Annotated in this window: 17 protein-coding genes; 2 read left to right on the top strand and 15 right to left on the bottom strand. The window is 70.1% G+C overall.

Annotated features, from left to right (window positions below; all coding sequences use genetic code 11):
* The 6 genes from KILIM_RS00215 to KILIM_RS00190 all read right to left on the bottom strand — a co-directional run.
* Positions 1-1,105: DUF222 domain-containing protein (locus tag KILIM_RS00215; RefSeq protein ID WP_006590576.1), on the bottom strand; the 1,105-nt coding region annotated here is incomplete at its 3' end.
* Positions 1,106-1,745: 640 nt separating this feature from the next.
* Positions 1,746-2,837: an LCP family protein gene (locus KILIM_RS00210; RefSeq protein WP_051988566.1), complete on the bottom strand. Its 1,092-nt coding sequence runs from the start codon at positions 2,835-2,837 to the stop codon at positions 1,746-1,748.
* A 270-nt stretch (positions 2,838-3,107) separates the two neighbouring features.
* Entirely contained in the window at positions 3,108-4,346 is a 1,239-nt protein-coding gene (locus KILIM_RS00205) for a glycosyltransferase (protein WP_006590574.1), read from the bottom strand.
* The gene (locus KILIM_RS00200) at positions 4,343-7,867 is read right to left on the bottom strand and encodes a PKD domain-containing protein (protein WP_157551355.1); all 3,525 of its coding nucleotides are present in this window, start codon (positions 7,865-7,867) and stop codon (positions 4,343-4,345) included. The genes KILIM_RS00205 and KILIM_RS00200 overlap by 4 nt, the downstream gene beginning before the upstream one ends.
* Positions 7,868-7,938: 71 nt before the next feature.
* On the bottom strand, positions 7,939-9,276 hold the full coding sequence (locus tag KILIM_RS00195) for a hypothetical protein (RefSeq protein WP_051988564.1): 1,338 nt from the start codon (positions 9,274-9,276) through the stop codon (positions 7,939-7,941).
* Between the two features lie 2 nt (positions 9,277-9,278).
* Positions 9,279-9,755, bottom strand: a complete 477-nt coding sequence (locus KILIM_RS00190; RefSeq protein ID WP_040561727.1) for a hypothetical protein — start codon at positions 9,753-9,755, stop codon at positions 9,279-9,281.
* Positions 9,756-10,494: 739 nt separating this feature from the next.
* Here KILIM_RS00190 and KILIM_RS00185 point away from each other — a divergent pair.
* Together KILIM_RS00185 and KILIM_RS21895 are read left to right on the top strand one after the other, a co-directional pair.
* A complete protein-coding gene (locus KILIM_RS00185; RefSeq protein ID WP_040561726.1) occupies positions 10,495-12,117 on the top strand; it encodes a glycerophosphodiester phosphodiesterase in 1,623 nt (540 codons plus the stop codon).
* Positions 12,114-13,001 carry a PIG-L family deacetylase gene (locus KILIM_RS21895; protein WP_006590569.1) on the top strand — a complete coding sequence of 296 codons (888 nt, stop codon included), beginning with the start codon at positions 12,114-12,116 and terminating at the stop codon, positions 12,999-13,001. Before KILIM_RS00185 ends, KILIM_RS21895 begins: the two co-directional genes overlap by 4 nt.
* Here KILIM_RS21895 and KILIM_RS00175 read toward each other — a convergent pair.
* The 9 genes from KILIM_RS00175 to mfd all read right to left on the bottom strand — a co-directional run bounded on the left by KILIM_RS00175 (position 12,946) and on the right by mfd (position 25,631).
* The gene (locus KILIM_RS00175) at positions 12,946-14,232 is read right to left on the bottom strand and encodes an O-antigen ligase family protein (protein ID WP_006590568.1); all 1,287 of its coding nucleotides are present in this window, start codon (positions 14,230-14,232) and stop codon (positions 12,946-12,948) included. The genes KILIM_RS21895 and KILIM_RS00175 overlap by 56 nt on opposite strands.
* A gap of 2 nt (positions 14,233-14,234) precedes the next feature.
* The gene (locus KILIM_RS00170; RefSeq protein WP_006590567.1) at positions 14,235-15,116 is read right to left on the bottom strand and encodes a YveK family protein; all 882 of its coding nucleotides are present in this window, start codon (positions 15,114-15,116) and stop codon (positions 14,235-14,237) included.
* An 84-nt stretch (positions 15,117-15,200) separates the two neighbouring features.
* Positions 15,201-16,124 (bottom strand): hypothetical protein, encoded by a 924-nt coding sequence (locus tag KILIM_RS00165; RefSeq protein ID WP_006590566.1) that lies wholly within the window; start codon positions 16,122-16,124, stop codon positions 15,201-15,203.
* Positions 16,121-17,458 carry a Gfo/Idh/MocA family protein gene (locus KILIM_RS00160; RefSeq protein WP_006590565.1) on the bottom strand — a complete coding sequence of 446 codons (1,338 nt, stop codon included), beginning with the start codon at positions 17,456-17,458 and terminating at the stop codon, positions 16,121-16,123. The genes KILIM_RS00165 and KILIM_RS00160 overlap by 4 nt, the downstream gene beginning before the upstream one ends.
* Entirely contained in the window at positions 17,455-18,687 is a 1,233-nt protein-coding gene (locus KILIM_RS00155; RefSeq protein ID WP_006590564.1) for a DUF1972 domain-containing protein, read from the bottom strand. The genes KILIM_RS00160 and KILIM_RS00155 overlap by 4 nt, the downstream gene beginning before the upstream one ends.
* Positions 18,684-19,142: an FAD synthase family protein gene (locus KILIM_RS00150; protein WP_006590563.1), complete on the bottom strand. Its 459-nt coding sequence runs from the start codon at positions 19,140-19,142 to the stop codon at positions 18,684-18,686. Before KILIM_RS00150 ends, KILIM_RS00155 begins: the two co-directional genes overlap by 4 nt.
* Positions 19,139-19,930 carry a CDP-alcohol phosphatidyltransferase family protein gene (locus KILIM_RS00145; RefSeq protein ID WP_006590562.1) on the bottom strand — a complete coding sequence of 264 codons (792 nt, stop codon included), beginning with the start codon at positions 19,928-19,930 and terminating at the stop codon, positions 19,139-19,141. Before KILIM_RS00145 ends, KILIM_RS00150 begins: the two co-directional genes overlap by 4 nt.
* A 43-nt stretch (positions 19,931-19,973) precedes the next feature.
* Positions 19,974-21,509 (bottom strand): sugar transferase, encoded by a 1,536-nt coding sequence (locus tag KILIM_RS00140; protein ID WP_006590561.1) that lies wholly within the window; start codon positions 21,507-21,509, stop codon positions 19,974-19,976.
* 411 nt (positions 21,510-21,920) lie between these two features.
* Positions 21,921-25,631, bottom strand: coding sequence for a transcription-repair coupling factor (mfd, locus tag KILIM_RS00135; RefSeq protein ID WP_006590560.1), 3,711 nt, complete (start codon positions 25,629-25,631; stop codon positions 21,921-21,923).
* Positions 25,632-25,916 lie beyond the last annotated feature (285 nt).

Raw genomic sequence — 25,916 nt, 5'->3', positions numbered from 1 at the left:
GGTCGCCGGGGCTCAGCACGCCCGCGCTGAGAGCGCCTGTGCTGCTGGCTGCGAGCGTGCCGTGCCCGCAGCATGGTCCGTTGCCAGGGCTGCCTGCGTGGCCGTCACCTCGGTCGCAGGTGGCGGGTGTGTCGATGTCGGTCGCTGTCGCGGTCGGTGCGAAATCGCCGGGATGGGCGCCGTCCGTCGTTTCCGCAATCGTCGGGAACAGCCCGAGCTGTTCGGCCAGGCTCGACGTGCGCAGGCCCCCGACCAGGTCGGCCAGCGGGATCGTCACGATGATCCGCGCGGCGGCCCCGCTGCCGCGGAAGGTCTTGTCCGGGTTCGTCGCGTGCTTGGCCATCGTCACCAGCGCGTCCAGGCGGCGGGTGCCCGGGGTGCGGGGGTCGTGTTCGCCGGTGTCTGGGTCGACGTGCGGCTTGGACAAGGCATGGAGGGCGGCGCTGAACACGGCCTCGTTGACCGGATCCATCACGATCTTGGACTCGAACATCCCGGTCTTGGCGTTCAGCGTCAACGCCGACATGGTCCGGTTCGAGCGCTTCTGCTCGTGCTCGTCCTCCAGGGTCGTCTGGGTGCCGTACTGAGACAGCAGCACGTCCTCGAACTCCGCAATGTTCTTACGGGTCGCGCCCTCACCGAGCCAGCCGATCAGCTGGTCCAGCACGGTGTCCCAGCCGCGGACGTCGACCTTGGGCGACAACCGCCGGTACGTCGAGGCGATGATCGCCGCCGATTCCACGGTGCACTCTCCGGCGACGACCGCGTCCTTGAGCCGGGCGACATCGGGGGTCGAGCACGTGCGGGAGACCTCATCGAGCCCGCGGGCCTGCGCCGGAGCGAGCGGCACTCCGGCGTCGCGGCACGACTGCTCGACCCACGCGGCCGTCTTCGGATTGTCCGAGGCCGCGATGACCCCACGCTCCCGCGCCTCCATCACCACAGCCGCCTGAAACGCCTTCGCAGCATTCACGATCTTCGCCGCGCCAGCGGCCAGCCCGGCCAGGTCGTCGCTACCCAACCGAGTCAGATCCCCGGCGTGCCGCAGCAGCGTCGCGGACCCGGCATCAAGCCAGGTCACGAGGTCCGCTGCGGTGGGTTCCATACGGAAACACTATCGAACATAATTAGTATTAGCAACGCTATTAATTGCTGAATCCCATTGCCGCACAAGTAGATTCAGATGCCTGATTAGCGCTGTGAGTTCCGTTGCGTCACAGGCAATCTGGGCCGCCAGCTCGGAGCCGAGACGAGGTGATCTGCGTCACATCGCGCCGAGATGGTGCGCCGCCGACGCATCACTCGCGTCGATGGCTTACCGCAGCGCCACATCGCACCAGCGAGCCAAGACGACGAATGTTCAAGGAAGCGACAACTCGGCCGCACCCGGGAGATCCGCGAGCGCGGCCGAGTTCCTAGGACTAACTGCTGTGAGACGACGGTGAAGGCGGCTGTCTCGACGAGCGTCTCGCCCTCGTGAGTGAGCCGGACCTTGTACGCGCCGTATTCAGCACCATCCCCGGCACTCACGCCTTACTAGGCCGGCTGAACGGCACCTCAAGATGTCCTGACATTTCCATTATCGAGCCCCGGCTGGCTGCCACACGGCATCGGCATATTTCGCTGACCGCTAAGGCAGTTGAAACGGCATCCAGCAGCGCGGCAGCCTTCGCCGGCGAAAACTCGGCTCGAGCCGTCTCACCCTATGGATGAGTCGAACGGCCAGCCAACACCGGTCCGCGGCCCTACCGGTACTGCGCCATCGCGTCCTTGCGCAGCGCCTCGCCGAGGCGGGCGATGCCGGGCTCGTCGGCGACGACGATGGAGGCGCCGCCGCGCGTCGTCGCGAAGCCGCTGTACGGGGCCGTGTGAGTACGCACGTCGCCGGCGCGGAGGTCGCGCATCGAGAGGGCCTGGTCGCGCAGGTAGTCCAGCGTCAGGGACTCGTCCAGCGTCAGGTGGGCGCTGGCCGTCTCGACGAAACGCTTGAAGGCCAGCGGGTTGGTCAGCGTCTGCCGGCTCAAGGCGCGTTCCACGAGCGACTGCATCACGGCTTGTTCGCGGTAGCCGCGGGAAATGTCCCCGAGCGAGAGGCTCTTGCGCTCGCGGACGAACCGCAACGCCTGCTCCCCGTTCATGTCCATGACGCCCACGGCGAATCCCGGGCTCGCCTCCTCGACGTGCACGCTGACCCCGCCGAGCGCATCGATCATGTCGCGGAAGCCGCCCATGTCGATCATCGCCACGTGGTCGATCCGCGTGCCGAGCAGGTGCTGCAGGGTGCTGACGAGCAGCGGCGCGCCGCCATAGGAGTAGGCGGCGTTGAGTTTGTCGCGGCCCGGCCGCCCGGGGATCGGCACGTACAGGTCCCGCGGAAAGTGCACGAGGTCGATGGCCGACCGGTCCGCGCGCACGTGGGCCAGCAGCATGACGTCGGAGCGGCCGCGCTCCCCCGAAGCCCGCGGATCCGAGCCGATGAGCAGCACGTTGATCGCCCCTGCCGCCGATGCCGGGAGTTGGGCGCCGCCCGCCGGCACACCGTCCTCCCCCGCGACCGGCAACAGCCGCGCGTGCTTGACGTTGGTGCTGAAGGTGAGTCCGAGCATGGTCACGTAGCCCGCGCCGAGCCCGAGCAGAACCAGCGCGACGAATGCGGTGATCACCGCAACCAGGCGGCGCCAGCGACCGCGCTTCAGCCCCCGACCGCTCGGCGGCGGGTTACCGGCTCCGGGCGGCGGTCCGGAGGGTCGCAGCCCCACGGCCTCGAGCCCGCTCGCTTCGTTGCCGCTCGAGCCCTGGGCCTCAAGCCCCTCGGGCTGGACGGCAGCGCCCCTCATGACAGTCGTCCCCATGACATCCCCCCGGGGTCGCCTGGATCGTGGTCCCCTACCGCGATACCCCCGGGTCGACGCCCCGCGTCCCCGCGGCATGTCACCCAAAGTCCCCTGCCTCGAGGGTACGAGTCGAACGTTCGACCCACTCTCGTGTGCCGGGTCCGGATGTCGACATCACGGCAGGGCGCCACCGGCGATGGGCACGACAAAGGGCGCTCGCGACCTCGCCGGATGAACCGGCTCGATCACGAGCGCCCTCGCCTCAAACCTGCGTCACGCAGCCTCACTCGCGTGAACCTCGGTCGCGGGCGACCCTCCTGCCGGCGCCGTCACCACGGGTCCCACTTCGACCTGGGGAACCTCGGTTCCGGCGAGCACCCGGACGATCTCATCGCAGTAGTGGGACGGTGCATGGCGTCTGCGGGCGAGTTCGGAGTCCTGGATGGCCGCCCTGCGCCACTTCGACCACTCGGCGACGACGGTGGCGATGCCGTCGGCCAGGTCGGCGGCGTCGCTGGCACGGGTCGCCGCGACGCTGCCGAAGCCCTCGCTCGCCTCGCGCAGCCCAGCCTGGTCGGCCACGACAGCCGGTCGCTGGGCCAACAGCGATTCAACGACGACGTTGCCGAAGGACTCGTCGGCCACCGACGGAACCAAGGCGATATCTGTGACCGCTCGCAGGGCTGCGACATCCTCCCGGAAGCCGTGCAGAGTGATTGCCTCCTGCAGCCCGGCCGCCGCGATCGATTGGCGCAATTGGGCCTCGAACCACTCGTAACCCGGAAAGACTGCGCCGACGATGTCGAGTCGAGCCGGAATACCCCGTTGGTGCAGCAGTCCGACCGCCTCGACGGCAACATCGACCCCCTTGCGGGGCGAGAGACGGCCGACGTAGAGCAGCCGGGGGCCCTCGGCCAACGTTTCGCGCGGCGGAGTCGGCGCCGGACCGGCGAGCCCGTTGAGGACGACCGGCGCCGCCGCCAGACCCCGACCGGCCCCCGGGACCGCCGTGGCGACGGCCCGGGAGGTGCGGCTGTTGAAGACCACCGTGTTCGCGATCCGAAGCGGCACAGTGAGCGCCACCTGCAGGGGCGTCGACAGTGCTGCTTCCGCCTCATGCACGTGCACGACACTTCGCACACGCATGGCTCGGGCCACGACGAGCCACCAGGGCATCGTCACGGTGTTGACATAGACGACATCCGGTCGGGCCCGGCGGACCAGCGCGCCGATGGCGACTGTCGTTCGCGCGGTGCGCGCGACGAGCCGCCCGAGCCCGGCAACGTTGAGGTCGCCCTTGCGCAGCACCGGCGCTTCGAGGTGGTGGAGGCAGACGCCGGCGGCAGTCAGAGCGTCCGCCAACGGCCCGTGGGCCCCGAGAGCGGCGTCGACGTGCCAGCCGCGCTCAACCGCCCCGGCCGCCGCCTCGAGCAGCATCCGATCCGACCCGTAGAGGTCGGCGGCTGGGTTGACGACCAGCAGCCTGGGCTGCGCCGCAGTCACGGTCTTCACGGCGACACCGGGGTGACGCGCACGTCGTCGATGGCGTACGCGACCGGCACGTTGGTCGCGCTCCCACTGATGTAGGGGTAGACCGCGAAGGCGCCCGGCGTTGCGAGGTCCGCTGTGGCGTCGGTCGCGGTTACCGTCCAGTCGGCCGGCTCCGCCTCGCCCTTCTTCCACACCTTGCCGCGGAGGGTCGTCGGCGCCGAGCCGGTGATTTCGAACCGCGCCACGAGCGTGTCGCCCGCCGCGTAGGTGATCGGGGTGGTCACGGCCGATTGCACCGTGCTCTCGGCTCCAGCGACAGACTTGGTGAGGGCGGCGGTTACCGCGCCCGCACTGGTCATCCGAAGGACAAACCGGTAGTCCCCGGCGCCGGGGCGATAGCGCCCGAGCACCGAGAAGTACTGGCCGCCTCCCGAGGGTGCCTGGTCGGTCGAGACCGTCACGGTCGCGTCGCTGTCGGCCTGCTCGATCGGCAGTCGGGCGTAGTGCCCGTTGCCCGCCCCGAGGGTTGCCACACCGGCGCTGCCGGAGAGCGACCAGCGGGTAGCCGGGCCGGTGTGGCTCCACGCCCCGCCGAGATCGGCTGTGCCCCAGTTGCCGTTGCCGGTGCGCTCGAAGGCGTCGGTCGCGAAGACCGATGGCGCGGCAACGGTCACCGACTCGGTCTTGGTCGCCGTAGCGCCGGAATTGTCGGTGACGGTGAGCGTCACGTCGTAGCTGCCGGCGGCCGCGTAGGTGTGGGTGGCGTTGGCACCCGTGGCCGTCGCCCCGTCACCGAAGGTCCACACGTAGCTGGTGATCGTTCCGTCCGGGTCGCTGGAGCCCGAGGCGTCGAGCGCGACGGCCAGGCCGGTGACGGTCGAGGTGAAGGCGGCGACCGGGTCGACCGGCTCCGGAGGTGCAGCGACGGTGACGTTCGTCGTCTTCGTCGCGGTTGCGCCCTTGTCGTCAGTGACGGTGAGCGTCACGTCGTAGCTGCCGGCGGCCGCATACGTGTGGGTGGCGTTGGCACCGGTCCCCGTCGCCCCGTCACCGAAGGTCCACGCGTAGCTGGCGATCGTTCCGTCCGGGTCGCTGGAGCCCGAGGCGTCGACCGAGACCCCCAGGCCGGTGACGGTCGAGGTGAACGCGGCGACGGGCAGCTCGTTCTGGGCCGCCCCCAGCCCGGCCTGACGGTGCGCCTGGACCCGGGCGAGCGGCAGAGCGGTCGGGTAGACAGCTACCTCGTCGACCGAGCCGACGATCGACTGATTCGACGGCCGGTTGGCGAAGTCGTTGATGCTGTCCGCCCCGAGGCGCCAGTAGCCGAGGTACTGCCGCGGCGCCGGCACGTTCTGGACCTGCGCCGAGACAGCGCCGTTGACGTAGACGGTGAGCTGTCCGTCGGCGTAGGTGCCGACGACGTGATTCCACTGTCCGTTGTTCACACGCGCCGAACTGCGCGCAGTAAAGCGCTGGTCCGTCATCACGGAGAAGTTCACCCGACCGTTGTTGTCCACATAAAGGACACGGTCGCGAATGAGACTCGTGCCCCTCGGGCTGTCGCCGAAGCCCACGATCCTGCCGCCGCGGTTGTAGTTGTTCGCGGTCCGCACCCAGGCCTCGACGCTCACGGCGTCACCGCTGTGCTCGCCGCCGCGCGTCGTCAGCCGGCTGCCGGCGCCGAAATTCGCCGCGGGACTCGCCGGGGTAATAGCGCCGCCCACCCCGAATGACACGGACGACGCATTGGCGTCGGCGTACCCGATCGCGTCCTGAGCGACGCTGGACCCACTGGCCTCGGCGAACCGCCACAGGTGTGCCGCACCGGCGACACGAACGGCACGCTCATAAGGCGACATGGGCGGTGCCGGGGTGCCAGATACCGTGACGGGCGCGCTCCGGGCGCTCCACTGCATGTTGCCGGCGCTGTCGGTGGCGCGCACCTGGTAGCGGTGGGTGGCTCCCGGCGTCAGGCCCGTGTCGGAAAAGCCGAGGTTCGGCTGGTTCCAGTAGGTGCTCTCGATGTCGGCGAGTGTCGTCACCCGAGTGTTGTCGCGGAACAAGTCGTAGGTCAGACGGGCGTCGTCGCGGTCCCACAGCGCTGCGAAGGAGACTCGGACGTTGCCGGACTCGGTCGAGGTCGCGACCGGGTCGGAGCCCGGCACGTAGATCGGCCCCGACTTGCGCGGCGCTGAGGCGGGCAGAGCGTAACGGGTGAGGCCCTGCTGAGCGACCCCGTTGACGCGCGGGAACTCACCGCCGAAGGCAAGGTAGTCGCCCGAGCCGACGATGGTCCACGCCGCCTGACGGGCGCTCGTCACAGTGCCGAACGCCATACTCGGGGTCCACGCGAGGATGCCCGCATTGGGCAGCCCAGTGAAGTCCCATCCGTACTGGTCCTTGACGGTGTTCATGCCGGTCGCCGTGAGCGAGCTCGCCTGGGCCGATTGCCAGCGGTTGCGCGGCTCGGTGTCCGGCACGCCCCCGACGACGGAGCAGTCGTGGGCGTGGTTCACGGCGTACAGCGCCCCGGCGAAGGGGTAGACGTCGTAAGTATCACCGAGGCAGTCGTTGACCCAGGTGATGGCTCCCGTGGCGGGGTCGGCGGCGAAGGTTCCCTCGAATTCGGCCCCGTTGCCGAAGGCGTATCCCGCGCCGTAGATCTGACTCCCGTCGGCGCGCAAGCTCGTGATCGCTCCGTTGGATCCCGCGGTGCGGATCCGGCTGGTGGCCGCCCAGGGCTGCACCTGCCCGGTGCTCGCGTCGATCTTGCCCATGCCGTACTGGGGCGTGCCGCCGAGCTGGGTGAACGACCCACCGACGACGAGCGCGGAGGCGTCCGGCGTCGCCGTCATCGTCCACACGAAGCCGTCGTTGACGACGGGTGCCCACGGCCGCAGGGCTCCGGTGTCGGCCGCGAAGGCCGCGAGGCGGCTGCGCGGCTGACCCGAGGCGGAGCGGAAGTTCCCGCCGGCGTACACCTGCGCGCCGATGGTGACGAGGCTGCGCACCTGGCCGTCGATCGAGGGGGACCATGAGGTGAGCTGCCCCGTCGCGGCGTTGAACGCGGCGACGTGGTTGCGGGCCTGCCCGTCGACCATGGTGAAGTCACCGCCGATGTAGACCGTCGACTTGTCCGGTGACACCTCGACCGCCAAGGCCTGGCCGTTGAGCTGCGGCGCGAAGGAGGCGACACGCTCTCCTGTCGTGATGTCGAAGGCGACGATGTTGTTCGCGTCGACCTCACCGGCGCCACCCTCGGCGACGCCTGGCGGACGGGTCTTGGTGAAGCTGCCGACCGCGTACACCGTCGTACCGGCGACCGCCTGCTTCCACACGACGCCATTGACCTGCCATGTCGGCAGGGCGTCGGCGGTCACCGTCGTCGGTGTCGCGGCTGCCTGCGCGGCCACGGCGGCGGCGACAGGTGCCGCCTGAGCCGAACTCGCCAGCACGGCTCCTGCGCTCGGTACGGCCAGCGCCACCCCGAGCGCTACTGCCAGGGCTTGTCTCAGATGCTTCGCCCCTGTGAATCCGTTCATGATTCCCCCCATTGGTGTTCCCTCCCCTTCCACGCGCAAACCTCCCGCTCACGCGCAAATCTGTGTGCCCCTCAGGGCGTTGGCGCTGCGGCCCCCCGCGGCATCGCCTCGTGGGCACTGGCCAGCGGCCGAAGCACAAGCAGCCGCACGAGCCCGCCGGCGAGCACCAGCCCGGCCGCCAGCACGAACGGGGTGGCCTCGGCCGGCAGCCCGAGCCAGGCGAGCCCGACCCACAGCGCGCTCGGCGCGGCGATGGCGTCGATGAGGCGCACCGCGAAGACCCGTCGTTGCGCGCCGCGCGTCGCGGCCAGACTCGCGAACGGCTGTAGCCAGGCGGCGGCCGCCGCAACGCTCGCCCACCCGAGCACGACGACCGGGTCGATCATGAAGCTCGATCCGCTGACGAGCGGGCCCAGCACCGGCACCAGCAAGACGGCCACCGCGCCGAGCGCGAGCGCCCCCGCGGACAGGGCCGCGGCAGAGCGCCCGGCAAGGCGGGTCAGCTCGCCCAGTGGGGCGTCGGCTCGGCGGGCGTACGTGGCGAACAGATAGGAGCCGAAGCCCTGCACGGCGAGCATCGCCGGTGCCATGTAGATGCGACCGGCCTCGATGTGCCCGAGGACGCTGGCGCCCACCGCCGCTACAACGACGATGCGGGCGGCCGTCTGGATGAGCGGCGTCAGCGCCACCTGGGCACCGCGCCACAGGCCGAAGGCACCGACCGCGCGAACCCCGGCCGATCGCGGCGCGCCGAGGCGGCGCTCCTCACGCGGCAGAAGCACCCAGCCGACGAGGGCTCCCGCGACCTGCCCGCCCGCGATGGCCAGAAGGAAGGTCGTCACCGATGTGTCCCCGGTCGTCGCGGCGATGCCGACGATGATGAGTGCGCCGATGAGGGCGACCGCGTCGATGAGCAGCAAGTTCGCGAACCGCAGCAGGGCCATGTGTGTCCGCCGCACAATGTCCTCGACCATGAAGGCGACGAGTGCGGCGGCGAAGGCCAGCGCGCCCAACGGTGCGAGCGTGCCGGACAGGATCATCCCGAGTGCGCCGACGACCGCGCCGGTCGCGGCCACCAGGAGCAACCAGGCGACCAGTCCCCCGCGAATCACCGGGTCGCGGCGGTCCAGAACGGTTAGCGAATCGCCGACGATGCCGCTGCTCACCGCCGTCGCAAGGATGACGATGCCGAAGCACAGGCTGACGATCGCCAACCCCGACGCGCCGAGCAGGTGCGCCGCGAGCACCTGGATCGCGAAGCTGCCCGCGGCCTGCCACACCTGGGCAAGCAGTGCGACGGCGCCGGGCGCCGTGAGGGTGCGCCGCAGCCGCGCGGCCCGGGGTCGCCCGGCAGGCGCGTTCGGAGTCGCGGCGTGGACCGGCGTCATGCCGGCTGATGCCTTCGACATGGTCAGGCCAGCGGTCCGCTGAAGACCGCGTTCGCGTGGGTTGCGTCGATGTCAACGACAAGGCGCAGCGATGTTGGGCCCTTAGGGACTGCGTAGGCGTAGCGCGCCGCTTTTTTCGCCCCGGCGGCGATCCGGCCGGTGAAGTCGGCCGTCTCGGCCTCGGGCACATAGACGGGGGCGACGACGACCTGCGGGGTGCCCGCAAGCGCCGTGACCACGACGCGGTTGAGGTCGATCGGCTGGTTGCCTGCGGTCACCTCGACCTCGACGGCGGCGAACGCTTGACCGGGAAAGGCCCCAGGACCCTGTGCGGTCTGGGCGCCGCGCGCGATCTGCACGATGCGCACGCGCGTGCCATCGGGGTAGACGACGCTACCGGTCAGCGTGGCCGGGGTCGCGGCACTCGGCTGCTGCTCCGGGGCCGTAGCGCTGGACGCTCCGGGCCGACGCGCCTTGCCGACGGCACGGTCGCCCGGCATCCCACTGGGTCGCGATGTGCGCGAAGGCGTGGGTCGGGCCCGCAGTCCCCCAGCACTCTGTGCGGACGGTTCGACGGCGCTCGGGGTCGAGTCGGCGTTCGCCGTGGCCGATGCGGACCCGTTGGATGTGGCGGCGGGCGTCTGATGGGAGCTCGAAGCGGCTGTTGCGGTCGCAGCGCCGGGCGGTGTCGTGGCCGGGTCGGTCGCTCCGCAGGCGGCAAGAGAGGCGCTGAGCGCGACAGCTGCGAGGCCGGCGACGAACCGACCTGTTGACCGGCCCAAAAGTGACACACGGCTCGACGACACGGTCTTCGATGCCTCGCGCGCACGGCGCTGCACACCCTCCATGGTGGTCCCCCTTCATGCCCGGCAGCTGAGCGGATCCCGACTCCCCCGAGTCGATCCCCATCCGCCGCGTCCACTGAGTCCCACTCGCGGACGCCTGCCTAGGACGTTCGTTCAAGTCTTACCCGCTGTCATCGAATTGCCCAGCCCCGTGAGTGCGCCGTTGTATCTCAGGCGCCTGCACATGGCCGCCGTTGTATCTCAGACGCTTCGTCCTGTGCGGTTCGGCCCGCTGTTTACGGGCGGAACGCCGCTGGTCAGGGCCGAAGTGTCGGCTCGTATGCAGGAGTGACCCGCGCGGGGGTGGGAATCTGCCCGCGGCGGCCGATGAGGTGTGCAGCATCGGTCCGCAGAAGCGCAGGACCGGGACGAGCCGACGGCGGGGGCACAACTCATGGTCGAGCGGGATGAGACGCCCGGGTCGGCCGTTTCGCGCCGCGCGGTCCTGGGGCTGGGGGTCGTCGGCCTGGGCGTCGTCGGCGCCGTGGGTGCGGGGATGAGCGGGGCGCTCGACCTGTGGCCCGGGAGGGCTACTGCCACGCCCGAGATCCCCGACGGGGCAGCGAATCTCACGGGCGGCCACCCTATCGCCACCAAGCCGCCGGCGAGCGTCGCCGACTGGCGCGCGGGCGGCCCCCCCTTCTATATCGCCCACCGGGGCGCGGGAATCGTGTTGCCGGAGCACTCACTCGAGGCCTATCACGCCGCACTCGACTGGGGCGCGACGTGTCTGGAGATCTCGATCGGAATGACGTCGGACGGCGTCCTTATCTGCCTGCACGACGCGACCTATGACCGAACGACGACGCTCACCGGGCCAGTCGCCGAGCAGCCTTCGGCGGTGCTCGCCAAGGGACGCATCGACATCCCCCGCCTCGGGCCGCGGTGGCAGGGCGACGGCCGACCCCAGATCCCTTTGCTCGACGACGTGCTCGCGCAGATCGGACCGCACGCCATTCTGTGTCTGGAAGCCAAGGACGACAACGCCTTCAAACCGATGATGAAGGCCGCGGCCGCGCACGGTCTGAACGGCCGGATCTACGCCAAGCTGCACCTGCCGGCGACAGCGCGCGTCGCCCAGGCGCGGGCCGCGAAGGTGCCGATTTTCATGTACGCCGGCACCGCCACCGACCTCGCACCCGCCCGGCTCGATCCGGTGCTGCGTGACCTCGACCGCGCACGCGACGTCATCGTGCTACCCGCGGTCGTCGACAACGCGCCTATCGACCCGCGCATCGTCTCGCGTGTGGTTGGCCGCGGAGTGCCGGTCTGGATGTACCCGGTGATGCGGCGCAGCGAGGCCCTGCACTTCCTGTCCCTCGGCGCTCAGGGCCTGATCACCCCCGACATCGGATACGTGAGCAGCACCACTGCTTCGGCCCAGGCCGACACCTGGGCCAAGGGCGCCTTGGCCAGCGGCGAGCTGACCCGCTTTCCCTACAGCGAGAAGTTCGGCGTGCGGTGGGGCGATCCGGCAACCGATGCGGGCGTCATCCGGCTCGACGTGCCCGGCGAGTCGTCGTACCTGCTGCTCGGCCAGCTCTGCCCCGTCGCGCCGCCTGACGGGAGCTATCAGCTCGAGTTCGACTACCGCTTCGATGCGCCCGCGACCCCCGAGCACGCACTGACGGTCGCCTTCGGCCGTGCTGACGACCGGTACGTCGGTCCGACCGCCGAGGCCGGTTCGACCGGCTATCGGGTGGTGCTGCGCCCCGACGGCTACGCGGCGTTGCTCGCCGACGACGGCGGGACCACCCCGACACGGCGCACCCTCGCGCAGGCGAGCATCGAACCGACACCCGTCGACGTGCCTGTCCCGGGGTGGAAGCGCTTGGGGATTGCCGTCACCCCGACCTCGATCAGCGTTTCCCGAGCCGGGGTCGAGGTGCTGAAGAGCACGCACACGGCATACCGCGGCGGTTACGTGCACATCGGCCGCGACGGTCGGCGCGGCCCGATCTCGCTACGCCGGGTCAGGGTCACCACCCCCGGCGATCCGAGGGGGGCTCAAGCGTGACCCCAAGCCTTCCGGCGTTCGTCGGCTCGCTGCCGGTGCTCGTCGTCGCGCCGCACCTCGACGACGCGCTCCTGTCTGCCTTCGCGCTGGCCACCTCCGGCACGAGCACGTCCGTACTGACGGTCTTCGACGGCGAGCCCGAGCGGCCGGTCGTCACGTCATGGGATCTCGTGTGCTCGCTGCGCGATTCAGCCGAGGCAATGGCGTTGCGGCGTGCGGAGAACGACGAGGCGATGCGACGGTCCGGGTGCGCCCACCATTCTCTGGGTTTGATCGACCAGCAATACCTCGACGGCCCCCGCCCCGCCGCGGAGGCCGACACGATCCGTGAGGCGGTGCGCTCCTGGCTCAATGAAGTCGGGAACGGAATCGTCGCGGTCCCCGCCGGCGCCGGCGCACCGCCGCCGACATCCGCCGTCTTCGGCACCCCGGGCGGCGCGCGCCGACGTCGGCTGCGCCAGCTCGTCGGACCCGCCGGCCAAGCGCTGCTGAACGCCCGGGCCCGGTGGATGGCCCGCAACACCCTGCCGGCGGCCCACGTCGACCACCTGTTCGTCCGCGACGCCCTGGTGCCGCTGGCACAGGAGGGTTGTGGGGTCGTGCTCTACGAGGAGGTCCCGTATCTGTGGGGAGCACCGGCGGACCGCAGCGTCACCGACCTTGTTGGGCAGCACGGCTTGCGCGCGCTGGAGGTCACCGCGGGTGTCGATCTCGCACACAAGGCTCGATGCGTCGGCGCCTATGGCACCCAGGTCGAGCTGCTCTACTCACCGCACGGGCGCCTCGACTCCGTCTCGGGGTTACCCGAAACCGAGCGCTACTGGCTGCTCACGGCCTTATCTGCGGCTGGACCGTCGCTGGATCACCCTCGGCGTCGCGTGTGAACCGCCAGCATCCCAGCGACGCCACGAAGAACGCGATGAACGACGTGGTCGCGTCGAACAGCCCGCTCTCGAGCACCCCGCGCACGGCAAGCAAGCTCATCCACCCGATCCAGACTGTGGCCAAGGGACCCCGGTGCCACAGCGCCGCGACGAGCGTCACCACGAACCAGATCAGAACAGTGGCGAAGCCGAAGATCCCCGCCTGCACAAGGGCGGACACCCAGCTGCTGTCGAGGATCTGGGTGTTCCACCACTGGCCGGGCACGGGGATCTTCTTCGTCGCGAGACCGCTGCCCAGCAGGGCGCTGTGCCAGGAGTTGACCCCATGGATCGCCGCACTCCAAGCAATGGTCCGGTTGCTCAGTGTGCCGACCTCCTCGGAGCCGCCGCGGGAGAGAGTGGATTCGGCGGCATCGGTCGACAGCAGCAGGTAGGTGACGATGGGGATCGCGGCGAGTCCGACGCCCAGCGCCGAGTAGCTGAGCCGGGTCAGCCGGGTCAGCATGACGACCAGGGCGAGGACGACTGCGATGAGCCCGGTCCGTGAGCCGGTGAGCAGGAGGATTCCTAGCAGTGCCGCGGCGCTCGGATAGTGCCGCGCCAATTCTTCCCCGCGCACGAATCGCGCCCAGATCCAAACGAGACACAATCCGGCCAGCAGAGCAATCTCGTTGGCATGCAGGGGTGGCAGCCCTCCGTGCAGACGCCCGCTGGCGAGGCTGGGGAGACCCGTGACGACCGACACGACGACGACGGCCAGCAGGACGCGGTAGAGCCAGGCCGCGACGCGCTCGATGCCGTATCGGCTCGCGAGCAACGTGAGCGTCGCCACGACGAGGGCGACGCGCGCCGCGACGACGCCGGTCGCGACGATGCCGCCGGCGGTGAACGCGCCGAGACAGGTGATGAGCAGATACAACCCTGCAAAGAGGAGAGGCGCCGCCGCGACCGGATGCCGACGCAGCTGGACCGCCGTGTCCCGGGGCGCGAGCGCGATGCAGAGAGCAGCGAGGATGACCGCGGCCTTTGCGAAGACGACCGGGTCGCCTGAACCGTCGAAGTACGCCTTTGCGCGCCACGGCACGACGCCGATGACGAGCAGGAGCAGAGTCAGCGCCAGGTGCGGCGCGGCGAACCGATCCTGATCCGGCTCGCCCGAGGCGTCGGTGCCGGGTGCGGCTACCTTGTCGACGGTTGACGAGCCTGGGGCGCCGTCGACGGGGGTCGGCATCGTCAACGGGAGATGGACAGAGGCGGCATGCTGTGTGCGGCCGTCGGGGCTGCGGGGTCGGCGCCGGACGAGGACAGCCCGGTCGTTCCGCCGAGGCCGGTTGTCGTCGTCAGGCCGCCGCTCCCGGCGGCCCCTGTTCGGGCGCTCGTTCTCGCCATTCCTGACAACGCTGCATTCGACGCAGTGCCCGTCGCGGCGGCCTTCGCCTGCTGCTCGTGGGCGTCGGCCCGGGACGTGCGTGCGGAGCGCGCCTTGGCGCGGGCCGAATCCCGGGCGCGGCGAGCGCGCTGCAGCGCGTCGGCAGCGAGCACGATGAAGGCACCGAATACGCCGCCGACGACCCCGCCGAGCACGTAGTTGACGACGGGCCGTGGCCACGCAGCGACCTGCGGAGCCGTGGCGGGCACGGCGACCTGCACGTCGACGGGTGAGGTCCGCTTACCTCCGCTGGTCTCCAGTTCCTGAATACGCAGCGACATGTGCTTGGCCGCGGAGTTGGCGATCTGCGCGGCCTGCTCCGCGGACCCCGCCTCCGCGGTCACCTGAACGAGCAACGTATCGACAGGGTTCTCGGCGGACAGGGCCTTGGCGAGCTCGGGCACCGTGTCGGACAGGCGGAGTTCGGTGATGACTGCCTGCAGCACCTCGGGGCTCTTGAGCAGCTGCGGATAGGACTTGGCCCGCGAGACGGCGAACTGGGCACTCTCGTAGGAGGCGGCTTTGCCGGGGGCGGGAACGGCCGTGACGAAGCTTGTCGCAGTGGCCGAGTAGACCCGCGTCATCATCGAAGTGGCGCCGAAGGCGGCGCTGGCGCCCAGGATCGCCCCGATCACCAGCACCCAGGCGCGGCGCCACAGAAGAAGGACGAGTGCGTCGAGTGTCACGAGACCCCTCCGATCTGCTCCCCGACAGTCATGCTGGGCCAGATCGGCCCGCTGTCCGTCGGAGGCAGCACGCGATCACTTTCCTCAGGCCGCTGTCTGCGCCCCGAGAGGCCGTGGGCCGACCCAGTACTCATCGATCAGCTCCTTCGTGGAGGTCAAGCTGGCGCGGCTCGACGCACCGAACACCACCGACTCAATATTCGGCTGCTGGCAGATCCAACTGATTGCTTCCCGCGGCGGGATGGCCCCGGAGGCGAAGATCGACATCGCGACGCCGCGGAAGGGCCGCTGCTGCAGGGCCTGTTGGTAGGCCTCGATGCCGCCCGACATCCGGAAACCGGCCTTGTTGATGTTGGCGCAGACGACCGGGTTGACGACGCCGGCCCGGTCGAGGGCGTCGAGGGTCTGCGGCAGATTCATCGTGATGAAGCCGGCCTGCGCGCCGTACTTGTTCTCGACGTGCGCGGCGAAGACAGCGAGCGCGTCGTCCATGCCGAGCCCGACGAGCAGGTCGACGATGACGTTCTGCAGCCAGATCACCGGGGTCGAGAGCCCCTCGAACATCTTCATCTCGGCGTCGACGAGCAGAGTGGCCAGGCCGTCGACGTCGCCGGTGGCCACGGACTTGGCACCCCGCAAGGTGGTGCCCAGCAGGCCGTCGGAGGGCAAGAAGCGCTTGATCGCGCCGAGGAAGCCGTCTTCGGTCACCGCGTTGGCGTACTTGTGCGCATACGGCATGCACGGCTGGAAGCTGATGCCCGGGTAGCGGGCCGGGTCGGCCCGAACGAGGTCACTCACCTGCGCCATCCGGTCGTGCGTCGTGCACATGAACGTCGAGATGCCGAGCTCGCACGCGGTGGCGAGCACGTCGGCGATCGCGTCGTCCCGCTGGAAGCGCATGAGCTGCGCGCGGGCGCGTTCCTCGGACATGTGGTTGACGCCGAAGAACTGGTTGTCGCCGAGCATGAGCCGCGGCAGCGGAGCGTGGGTCGAGGTCTGCGTGGTCATCGGGTACCCCCCTGGGTGGTCGTGGCGGTGGGTGTGTCAGCGGCCGGGGCGATCGGTGTGACAGCGGCCAGTGTGGTGCTCGCGGTGTCGGTCGGGGTGACGGGAGCGATCGGAGCGGGAGCGCTCGGACGCGCCGCCGGGCTGGCCGGGGGCGCCGCGCGACGAGCCCGGGATCTGGGCGCTGCGAGGACGGCCCGCAGGAGAGCGCGCCGCAGCCCCCCGAGGAGGCCTCGTTTCGGGGCCGCCGGCGCGACTCGACGTGGTGCCGGCCGCGTCTGGTTCTCCGTCGACTCGCCGCGAGAGTCGGCGAGGATCTTCGCGAGCGCCTCGTCGGTGACACTCGCCGAGGCGAAGGTGTTGACGCCCTCGAGACCGGCACCCGTCCCGGGCGCACTCGCGCGGGCTGCCTCGACCCGGCGCACGAAGGTGTCGATCTGGTGGCTGTACTCCTCACCTCGCACGTAGAACCACGGCGCCGGCATGAGCTCGGTCGTGTACCGCACGTTCCAGCCGTCCGTGTACCCCTGCGGCACCTCGGCGCCGGGGCGCAGGAAGACCTGGATCTCTTGGCGGTCGACCTTGATACGCCCCTTGGTGCCCCACAGCGTGACGCTCGTCGTCATCTTGCGCTGCGACTCATCCGACCAGTTGACCGACAGTTGAGCGCTCGTCCCGGAGCCGAACTCCAACGTCGAGGAGACCGTGTCGTCAACCTGCGTCGAGAAGACACCGTCGAGGCGGCTGCCGGAAGCCCGGACCACGGGGCCGAAGTACCAGGTGAGCAGGTCGACCGGGTGCGCTGCGTAGTCGTAGAGGCAGCCGCCGCCGGCGGCGCGCTGGTCGCGCCAGCCGCCCTTGGTGGGTTTGGTGACAACCGGCCCGTAGGCCTCGGCCAGGGCCTTGGTCACCGTGCCGATGGCGCCGAGCTCGAGCAGGCGCTTGGCTTCAGCGAAGGTGCCCACGAAGCGGTTGTGGTAGCCGACCTGTGTGACAAGCCTTCGCTCAGCTGCCACAGCGGTCAGTTCGACGCCGTCGGCAGTGTCGAGAAAGAGCGGCTTCTCGCAGAACACGTGGATGTCGCGGCTCAGGGCGGCGCGGACCATGTCGGCGTGTAGGAACGACGGCGTCGCGATGACGACGGCATCGGGCCGCGCCTCATCGAGCATGCGCTCGTAGTCCGTGAAGGTTGCGACGTCGGTACGCCCGGCGAGCACGCCCAGGAAGGGCGCCGACGGATCGCAGACGGCGATGCTCTCGACGAGCGGATGCGGGCGGATGATCGATAGGTGCGAGAGCCCCATCTTGCCGAGTCCTGCCAATGCAACTGTGATCATGCGACTACCCCTCCGTGCGCCTGTGTCGTGACGTGCTGTGTGTGTTGTTCGGCCGACGAGGAGGGCAGCGTCAGCGTGTGGCCGTGCCGGCGCAGGGCGCGCAGCAGGGCTTCTTCGTACTGGGAGCCGATGCGCTCCCACGTGAATTCGGCCTCGAAGCGGTCGCGGCTGGCGCGGCCCATGGCTGCCCGCTCGCTCGGGTCGGCAAGCAGCGCGGTGAGCGTGTCGTCGAGGTCGTGTTCGGTGCGGAAGAAGCGGGCACCGGCATCGACGACCCACCGGTTGTAGTGGTTGTCGTGGGCGACGACGGCGCTGCCGGCGGCCATGGCCTCGACGAGCGAGGGGTTGGTGCCGCCGACCGTGTGCCCGTGCAAGTACAGGGCGCTGTGGAAGCGCAGGGCCTGGACGGTCGCGGGGTCGTAGATCGCGCCCGGAAAGACGACCTCGTCGCCGGCGGCGTCGAGCACCTCGCGGTGGTAGTCGTCGTCGCGGGTGAAGTTGCCCAACACGACGAGCGGCATGCCGCGGTGGCGAGCCGACCAGCCTCGAACGATTTCGACGAGTGAGTTCTCGGGGATGGGTCGGCAGATGACGTTGGCGTACCCACCCGGCTCCAGGCCCAGGTCGCGCACCAGCTGCGTCGACGCGTGGTGCACGGGTACTCCGCCGTAGGTGATCGTCGTGACGCGCCGCGCTCCGAAGTGTCGGGACAGGTAGCGCGCGATGACCGGGTGGTCGGCGACGAGGACGTCTCCGACGGCGCCGGCGAACCGCTCGTTGGCCAGCAGAATGCCCTGCTTGACCACGCCCCAGCGGCGCCGGGTCCACTCCATCCCGTCCATGTTGATGACGTTGGGGATGCCGCGCAGTCGCTGGGCGAGGTTGAAGACGCCGGTGTTGTAGCCAAAGGTGAGGCAGACGTCGATCGGGCCGTTCTCGCCGGTGTGAGCGAGCACGTGCTTGATGCTCGCGAGGTCGAACGACGCGGTGCCGAGCCAACCCTCGCGCTCCTCGTACAGGTGCACGCGCTCCATCCCGCGCCACACATCTGTGTGGGTTTGGCCGGAGCCGGGCTGCTGGCAGTAGACGACGACGCGCCAGCCGCGGTCGCGTAGGTAGTAGCCGATCTGCTCGGCCGCCGTCTCGAAACCGCCGTAGGCGGCGGGCACCCCGTGGGTGCCGAGCAGCCGGACGGTAGGGCGGGTGTCGAGCGGAGTGCGCGTGCTCATGCCGACACCGTCCCCAGGCGCGGTCCTGCGAGCGCGCGGTCGACGAGTTCACGCAGCTTGGTGCTCGACGTGTGCTGGGTGTACGGCAGGTATTCGATCCGGGCGCCGACCTCGGCGAGCTCGGTCTCCAGGAGGCGACCCCGACGAGTGTCCCGCCAGTCGTCGCCCTTGAAGATCACGTCGTAGCGCAGTTCGCGCCACGTCTCGAACTTGTCGACGTGCCGGTCGATGACGACCTCGTCGACGCCGCGCAGCGCGGCGACGATCGCCATCCGCTCCTCGAGCGGGATGATCGGCTCCTTGCCCTTGGCGCGCAGCACGACGTCGTCCGTGACGACGCCCGCGATGAGGTAGTCGCACTGGCGGCGGGCGCCCTGCACGATGTTGAGGTGCCCGACGTGGAACATGTCGAAGACGCCCGAGACGTAGCCGCGAACTGGTGTCGTGCCGGTCATGCCCGCGCCCCCTCGTGCTGCGCCGCTCGCGCCTGCTGCCCGGCGGCCGCGATGAATCCACGTCGCCACCGCACGAGCGAGGCGGCGAGGAAGAGTGCGCACGCCAGCCCCAGCAGCGCGTAGACGGGAACGAAGAGCCCCGCCCACGGTAGGAGGACGAAAAGCCAGCACAGCAGCCCGAAGTCCGAGGGCAGCGCGGCGAGCGAGCGCCATGCCGAGGTCGAGGTCTGCTTCGCCGGGGCCCCTACCGGGTTGAGCCGGCGCAGGAAGTCGGTGAGCAGCTGCCCGAAGAAGAGCACAGTGTCGACGACCGCGAAGGCCAGCGGGATGAGCAGCACGGCGTGCGGCAGGTCGGTGAACCGGTAGAGGTGGATCGCGATGAGCAGGTGGATCGCGCTGCCCTTGAACGCGTCGACGATGTGGTCGAGCCACTCGCCGGCGGGGCTACCGCCGCCGCGCATCCGGGCGAGCTGCCCGTCCGCGGAGTCGACGGCGTAGCCGGTGGCGAGCAGGGCGGCGACGGCCAGGCCGGTCCACACCTGCGACGGCACGAGCGCAAGCACGAGCAGCCCGCTGAGGGTGAACAAGGCGCTGATCGCCGTCACCTGGTCTGGCGTCAGACCGAACCGGTAGGCCTGCAGCGCGATGCGCCGCCCCCACGGCCGGTTGATATAGCGCGAGTAGGCGGGTGCACCGCTCATCGGCTTGTGCACCCCCACCAGTGTGGGCGGCCTGCCGGCGGCCGCAGGTTCTCCCGTCACCTGCGCCGCCCCCTTTGTCATCGTCATGTCGTTCCTTCTCCCCCTGGTCCCAATCCGTTGGTGTTGCGTGTCAGTAGGCGCCGGAGCCGCGGAAGACCGCGCTCACCGTGCGACAGAGAATGTGCAGGTCACCCAGGGGCGACCAGTTGTCCACGTAGTGCAGGTCGAGCCGCAGGGACTGCTCCCACGTGAGGTCGGAGCGGCCGCTGACCTGCCAGAGTCCGGTCATGCCGGGGCGGACCCGCAGGCGGCGCAGAGCATCGGGCTCGTACTGGTCGACCTCGCGCGGCAGCGGCGGTCGGGGCCCGACGAGCGACATCTGACCGAAGAGCACGTTGAGGAGTTGCGGGAGCTCATCGATCGAGTAGCGCCGCAGAAACCCGCCGACCCGGGTGATTCGCGGGTCTCGGTCCATCTTGAAGAGGACCCCTTCGAACTGCTGGGCCTGCAGCAGCGCCTCGAGGCGCGCCTCGGCGTCGGGCACCATCGTGCGGAACTTGTACATCGAGAAGTGTTCGCCGTGCACCCCGACCCGGCGCTGCCGGAAGAGGACCGGGCCGCCGTCGTCGAGGCGGATGGCGATCGTCACTGCGATAAGGACCGGCGCGATGAGCAGGAGGAGGAGAGCTGCGGCGACGCGGTCGATCGCGGCCTTCGCGAGGTCGTGGAAGCGCGGGCGGGCCGGCCGCTCGACGTGCAGCAGCGAGAGCTGGGTGCTCGGGCGGATGGACAGCCGAGGCCCGGCGACGTCGAGAATGCCGGGCGAGACGAGGAGTTCGATGCCACGCTCTTCCAGCGCCCAGGTGAGGCGACGCAGCACAGGCCCGGACAGGTCGGGGTGCGCCGCGACGACGACGACCTCGGCGTGGCACTGGGTGACGGCTTCGAGCACGTTGTCGGGGCGGCCGATGACCGCGACGTCGTCGATGGAGTCGCCGATCATGCTGCCCGTAATCGGGCCGTCGGACCCCTCGACCGGCGACGCGCAGGCGGCGACCGGGAGCAGACCCTGGTAGGCGTCGTCGCGCAGGCTGGCGATGAGCTCGGCCACCGAGTCGGCGCGGCCGACGACGACGGCCCGTTGGGCGAGCCTGCCCTGGCTGCGCCGTCGACGCAGCCAGGCGCGGGCGCCGAGCCGCGCCGACACACTGCCCACGACGAGGACGGCGACCGTGACGAGCAGGAAGCTGCGGGCCACCGCGAAGTGCGTGCCGTAGGCGAGAACGGCGACGACGGCGACGCCGAGGACGGCCGCGCGCCCGACGGCGCGCAACTGCTCGGATCCGATGGTCACCCGGCGCCGCCCGTAGGCATCGCTGCCGGTGAGCAGCAGGAGCCAGGCGACGACGACGACCGGCGCGAAGGCGAGGTACGCCACGGCCTCCCCCTCCCCCGTGCGGGTCAGGGCCCCACCGATCGTGGCGAGCTGGGCGACAATGATGTCGAGCGGTACGACGCGCTGTAGGTACGAGACATGCCAACCGCGAGCGCGCCGGCTGCCGGTGGCGTTCGGTGCAGGATCGTCAACGACCCGTGCCCGGTGCAGCTTCGGTGCCTGGCTATCCAGGCGGGAGCGACACTGCTCCGTCTCTGTCGTGATTGCCATGATTTCCCCCGATGACGTGTCCACGCCGGCCCCCCGCCTGCGCTGCGATGAGCCCTCCCCAGTTCTCACCGCTCGTCCGGAACGTTCGTCCAAGACGCGTTCAGGTTAAGGAAAAACGCCAGGTGGCCTGCGCGTCCTTGCATCCATGCCGCGCAAGAAGAGCGCGCGGCGGCGCCGTCCGATGGGGCGCTGACCAGCGAATTTCCCTGCCGCGACGGGCGCCTCACCCGGCCCGGTCGAAGGGGTCAGCACCCTGCGAAGTCGCTGGGTGTGGCCTGGATCACTTGGCAGCGGCAGCCCACGGCACCCCTGGTTGGTTCATTTGGGGTTCAACAACACGAGGCCGCGCGTTCACGCAGGCCTGGCCGGGTTGGGGCTGTCGGTCGGCTCGCACCCGTCGCGAGCCGCCGGTCAGCGGGCGCCGACAGGGGTGTCGATGAGCACCTCGGTGAGCAGGGTGCCGGCCCATTCGAGGATCTCGCGGTCGCGCAGCGGGCGGCCGCCGACGGGGGCGGTCTTCGGCGCGGGCACGAGGATCTGGCGGATGGCGGGTTTGACGAGGGTGCCCTTGTAGAGCCGTTCGAGCCGCAGCTGCTGCGATTCGCGCAGCTCCACGGGCGAGAGTCGGATGCGGTTGCCTTGCACCCCGATCTCGGCGACGCCTGCGCGGCGGGCCAGGGTGCGCAGCCGCGCGACCTCGAAGAGAACCTCCACGGGCTCCGGCATGGGCCCGTAGCGGTCGAGCAACTCGGCGCGGATCTCCGCGAGTTCGGCCTCGTCCTGCACGGCGGCCAGCTTCTTGTAGGCCTCCAGCCGCAGCCGCTCCCCCGGCACGTACTCGTGCGGCAGGTGCGCGTCGACCGGCAACTCGATCTTCACCTCGACCGGCGCGGTCTCCCCGTCGCCGCGGTAGTTGGCGACGGCCTCGCCGACGAGGCGCACGTACAGGTCGAAGCCGACGCCGGCGATGTGCCCGGACTGCTCGCCGCCGAGCAGGTTGCCGGCGCCGCGGATCTCCAGGTCCTTCATGGCCACCTGCATGCCGGCACCGAGGTCGGTGTTGCTGGCGATCGTGGCCAGCCGGTCGTGTGCGGTTTCGGTCATCGGCTTTTCGGGCTGGTACAGGAAGTACGCGTACGCCCGCTCGCGGCCGCGCCCGACGCGCCCGCGCAACTGATGCAGCTGGGAGAGCCCGAAGGTGTCGGCGCGGTCGAGGATCAGCGTGTTGGCGTTGGAGATGTCCAGGCCGGTCTCGATGATCGTCGTGCAGACGAGCACGTCGAAGCGCTTCTCCCAGAAGTCGAGCACGACCTGCTCGAGCCGGTGCTCGCCCATCTTGCCGTGGGCGGTGGCGACCCGGGCCTCGGGCACGAGCTCGCGGATGCGGGAGGCGACCTTCTCGATCGAGCTCACCTTGTTGTGCACGAAGAACACCTGGCCCTCGCGCAGTAGCTCGCGGCGGATCGCGGCGACGATCTGCTTCTCGTCGTAGGCACCGACGAAGGTCAGCACCGGGTGCCGCTCCTCCGGCGGGGTCGCCAGCGTCGACATCTCCCGGATGCCGGTGACCGCCATCTCCAGGGTGCGCGGGATCGGTGTGGCCGACATCGCGAGCACGTCGACGTTGGTGCGCATCGCCTTGAGTTGCTCTTTATGTTCCACCCCGAAGCGCTGCTCCTCGTCGACGACGACGAGGCCGAGGTTCTTAAAACGCACGCTGGGCTGCAGCAGGCGGTGGGTGCCGATGACGAGATCGACGCTGCCGTCGGCGAGCCCGTCGATGACCGCCTTGGCCTCCTTGTCGCTCTGGAACCGCGAGAGCGCCTTGACGACGACGGGGAACTGCGCATACCGCTCGGAGAACGTCTGGAAGTGCTGCTGCACGAGCAGGGTTGTCGGCACGAGTACGGCGACCTGCTTGCCGTCCTGGATCGCTTTGAACGCGGCGCGTACCGCGATCTCGGTCTTGCCGTAGCCGACGTCGCCGCAGATCAGGCGGTCCATCGGGACCTCCTTCTCCATGTCGGCCTTGACCTCTTCGATGCTGGAGAGCTGGTCGGGGGTCTCGATGTAGGCGAACGCGTCTTCGAGCTCGCGCTGCCAGGGGGTGTCGGGGCCGAAGGCGTGCCCGCTGGTGGCCATGCGGGCGCTGTAGAGGCGGATGAGCTCGCCGGCGATCTGCTTGACGTGTTTGCGGGCCCGCGACTTGGTCTGGGCCCAGTCCGAGCCGCCGAGCTTGTTGAGCGTGGGAGCCTCACCACCGACGTAGCGGGTCACCTGGTCGAGCTGGTCGGTGGGCACAAACAGCCGGTCGCCGGGCTGGCCGCGCTTGCTCGGGGCGTACTCCAGCACGAGGTACTCGCGGGTGGCGCCCTGCACGGTGCGCTGCATCATCTGCACGAACCGACCGACGCCGTGCTGCTCGTGCACGACGTGGTCGCCGGGGCGCAGCGACAGCGGGTCGACCTGGTTGCGCCTGCGGCTGGGCATGCGGCGCATGTCCTTGGTGGAGGCCGCAGCACCGCTGCCCTCGATGAGGTCAGCCTCGGTAAGCACGACGAGGCCCGCGCTCGGCGACTGGAAGCCGTGTCCGACGAGGGCGCTGGTGACGTCGACCAGACCGGCTTCGGGCTGCGCATCCGGCGTCTGCCGATAGGGAATCTGCTTCTCGGCGAGCACCTCGCCGACGCGTTTACCCAGGCCCGCACCGGCGGTGACGAGCACGACGGCGTGCTGAGCGTCGACCCAGCCGCGCACATCGCTCAGCGCCTGCTCGGTGTTGCCGCGGTAGGCGGTGACCGGGGTTATGTCGGTGCGCAGATACAGCGTGTCCGCGTCGTCCCCCTCGTGCGCGAGGGCCGCCGGACCGTCAGGGGCGGCACCGTCGGCCGAGCCGTCGGCGGTTTCGGCGTCGATGGGGGCGTGCGCGAACGAGCTGAGGGACCACCAGGGGACGCCATGGGCCGCCGCGTACGCGCGGACCTGCGCGAGCGTGTGGTAGCTGCCCTGCCCCAACAGGCCGCGCAGATCGACGGGGATGGCGTTGCCGGCGGCCGCGTTCGACCAGCTGGCCTCGAGAAACTCCTCGCTGGTGGCGACGAGGTCGTGGGCACGGGTGCGCACTCGCTCGGGGTCCAGCAGCACGGCGACCGAGCCGCGCGGCAGCACGTCGAGCAGCGACTCCATACCTTCGACGAGAGCGGGACCGAGGGACTCCATGCCCTCGACCGCGATGCCCTCGGCGAGCTTGCCGAGCATGTCGGCGACCCCGGGCAACCGGTCGGCGAGGTCGCGGGCGCGGGCCCGGACGTCGTCGCTGAGCAGGATCTCGCGGCACGGCGGCGCCCACAGGCTCGTCGGCAACGCCTGGCCCGTCTGTTCGGCAGTGAGGCTGCGCTGGTCGGCGACCTTGAACGGCCGGATCTCTTCGACCTCGTCACCGAAGAACTCCACCCGCAGCGGCTGGTCGTGGGTCGGCGGAAAGATGTCGAGCACCCCGCCGCGCACCGCGAACTCGCCGCGCCGCTCGACGAGGTCGGTCCGCGTGTACGCGGCGGCCACGAGCGCCTCGACGACCTCGCCCAGCGGGTACTCGCCCCCGACCTCGAGGTACACCGGAGCCAGGTCACCCAGACCCTTGGCAATGGGTTGCAGCAGCGAGCGCACGGGGGCCACAACAATCCGTAGCGGTCCGTCGGGCGCCCCCACGCGACCGGGGTGGGCCAGGCGTCGCAACACGGCCAGCCGGCGCCCGACCGTGTCGCTGCGCGGGGAGAGCCGTTCGTGCGGCAGAGTCTCCCAACTCGGGAAGTCGGCGACCGCCCCGGCGGGCAAGTAGGCGGCCAGGGCACCGGCGAGATCTTCGGCGGCGCGGTTGGTGGCGGTCACCGCGAGCACCACGGGCGCGGCCTGCTCCGGCGACGAGCCGTTGCCGACCGGTGCTTCGACGACGGGGTCGCCCTCGGACAACGGCCCTGTCAGCGCAGCCAGCACCGCCGGCCGCGCCCCCTCGGCGACGGTGACGTCGACGAACTGATGGGCGCGGGCCTGCACGGCCAACTCGAGCAGACGAGCCAGCGCGCGGTCTTGGGACAGCGCCGGCAGCAACCGGGACAACGACATGGAGTTACGGGCCTTCGCGAGGAGTCGAGCGGAACAGCGCCCAGGGTAGATCCCAGCACCGACAACCCGTCCCGGCAGTCCGTCTAACCGTCCAACGGGGAGCCTCCAACGCAGCGCACGTACGGCACTCTGAGACAAGCGTCCAAGTTCCCGCCCACAGCCCACAGTCGGCGCTGCTAGTGTCAAAGGCAGAGCCGAGTGGCGCATGGGGAACGCGAGCGCTACCGGATCGAAGCAATTGGGGACCGGGAACACCAGCGGCGCTGCTTTGGCAGTTCCGCATTT

The sequence above is a fragment of the Kineosphaera limosa NBRC 100340 genome, assembly GCF_000298215.1.
GTDB lineage: Bacteria > Actinomycetota > Actinomycetes > Actinomycetales > Dermatophilaceae > Kineosphaera > Kineosphaera limosa.
Note: the sequence above shows the minus strand (reverse complement) of the source record. Positions and strands in the feature narration are given on the sequence as shown.

Coding starts and splice junctions, on each gene's coding strand:
- KILIM_RS00165 (WP_006590566.1), bottom strand. CDS start 16,124: ATGACCACGCAGACCTCGACCCACGCTCCGCTGCCGCGGCTCATGCTC.
- KILIM_RS00160 (WP_006590565.1), bottom strand. CDS start 17,458: ATGATCACAGTTGCATTGGCAGGACTCGGCAAGATGGGGCTCTCGCAC.
- KILIM_RS00210 (WP_051988566.1), bottom strand. CDS start 2,837: ATGAGGGGCGCTGCCGTCCAGCCCGAGGGGCTTGAGGCCCAGGGCTCG.
- KILIM_RS00195 (WP_051988564.1), bottom strand. CDS start 9,276: ATGTCGAAGGCATCAGCCGGCATGACGCCGGTCCACGCCGCGACTCCG.
- KILIM_RS00150 (WP_006590563.1), bottom strand. CDS start 19,142: ATGACCGGCACGACACCAGTTCGCGGCTACGTCTCGGGCGTCTTCGAC.
- KILIM_RS00155 (WP_006590564.1), bottom strand. CDS start 18,687: ATGAGCACGCGCACTCCGCTCGACACCCGCCCTACCGTCCGGCTGCTC.
- mfd (WP_006590560.1), bottom strand. CDS start 25,631: ATGTCGTTGTCCCGGTTGCTGCCGGCGCTGTCCCAAGACCGCGCGCTG.
- KILIM_RS00200 (WP_157551355.1), bottom strand. CDS start 7,867: ATGAACGGATTCACAGGGGCGAAGCATCTGAGACAAGCCCTGGCAGTA.
- KILIM_RS00185 (WP_040561726.1), top strand. CDS start 10,495: ATGGTCGAGCGGGATGAGACGCCCGGGTCGGCCGTTTCGCGCCGCGCG.
- KILIM_RS00145 (WP_006590562.1), bottom strand. CDS start 19,930: ATGACGATGACAAAGGGGGCGGCGCAGGTGACGGGAGAACCTGCGGCC.
- KILIM_RS00175 (WP_006590568.1), bottom strand. CDS start 14,232: ATGCCGACCCCCGTCGACGGCGCCCCAGGCTCGTCAACCGTCGACAAG.
- KILIM_RS00140 (WP_006590561.1), bottom strand. CDS start 21,509: ATGGCAATCACGACAGAGACGGAGCAGTGTCGCTCCCGCCTGGATAGC.
- KILIM_RS00190 (WP_040561727.1), bottom strand. CDS start 9,755: ATGCCGGGCGACCGTGCCGTCGGCAAGGCGCGTCGGCCCGGAGCGTCC.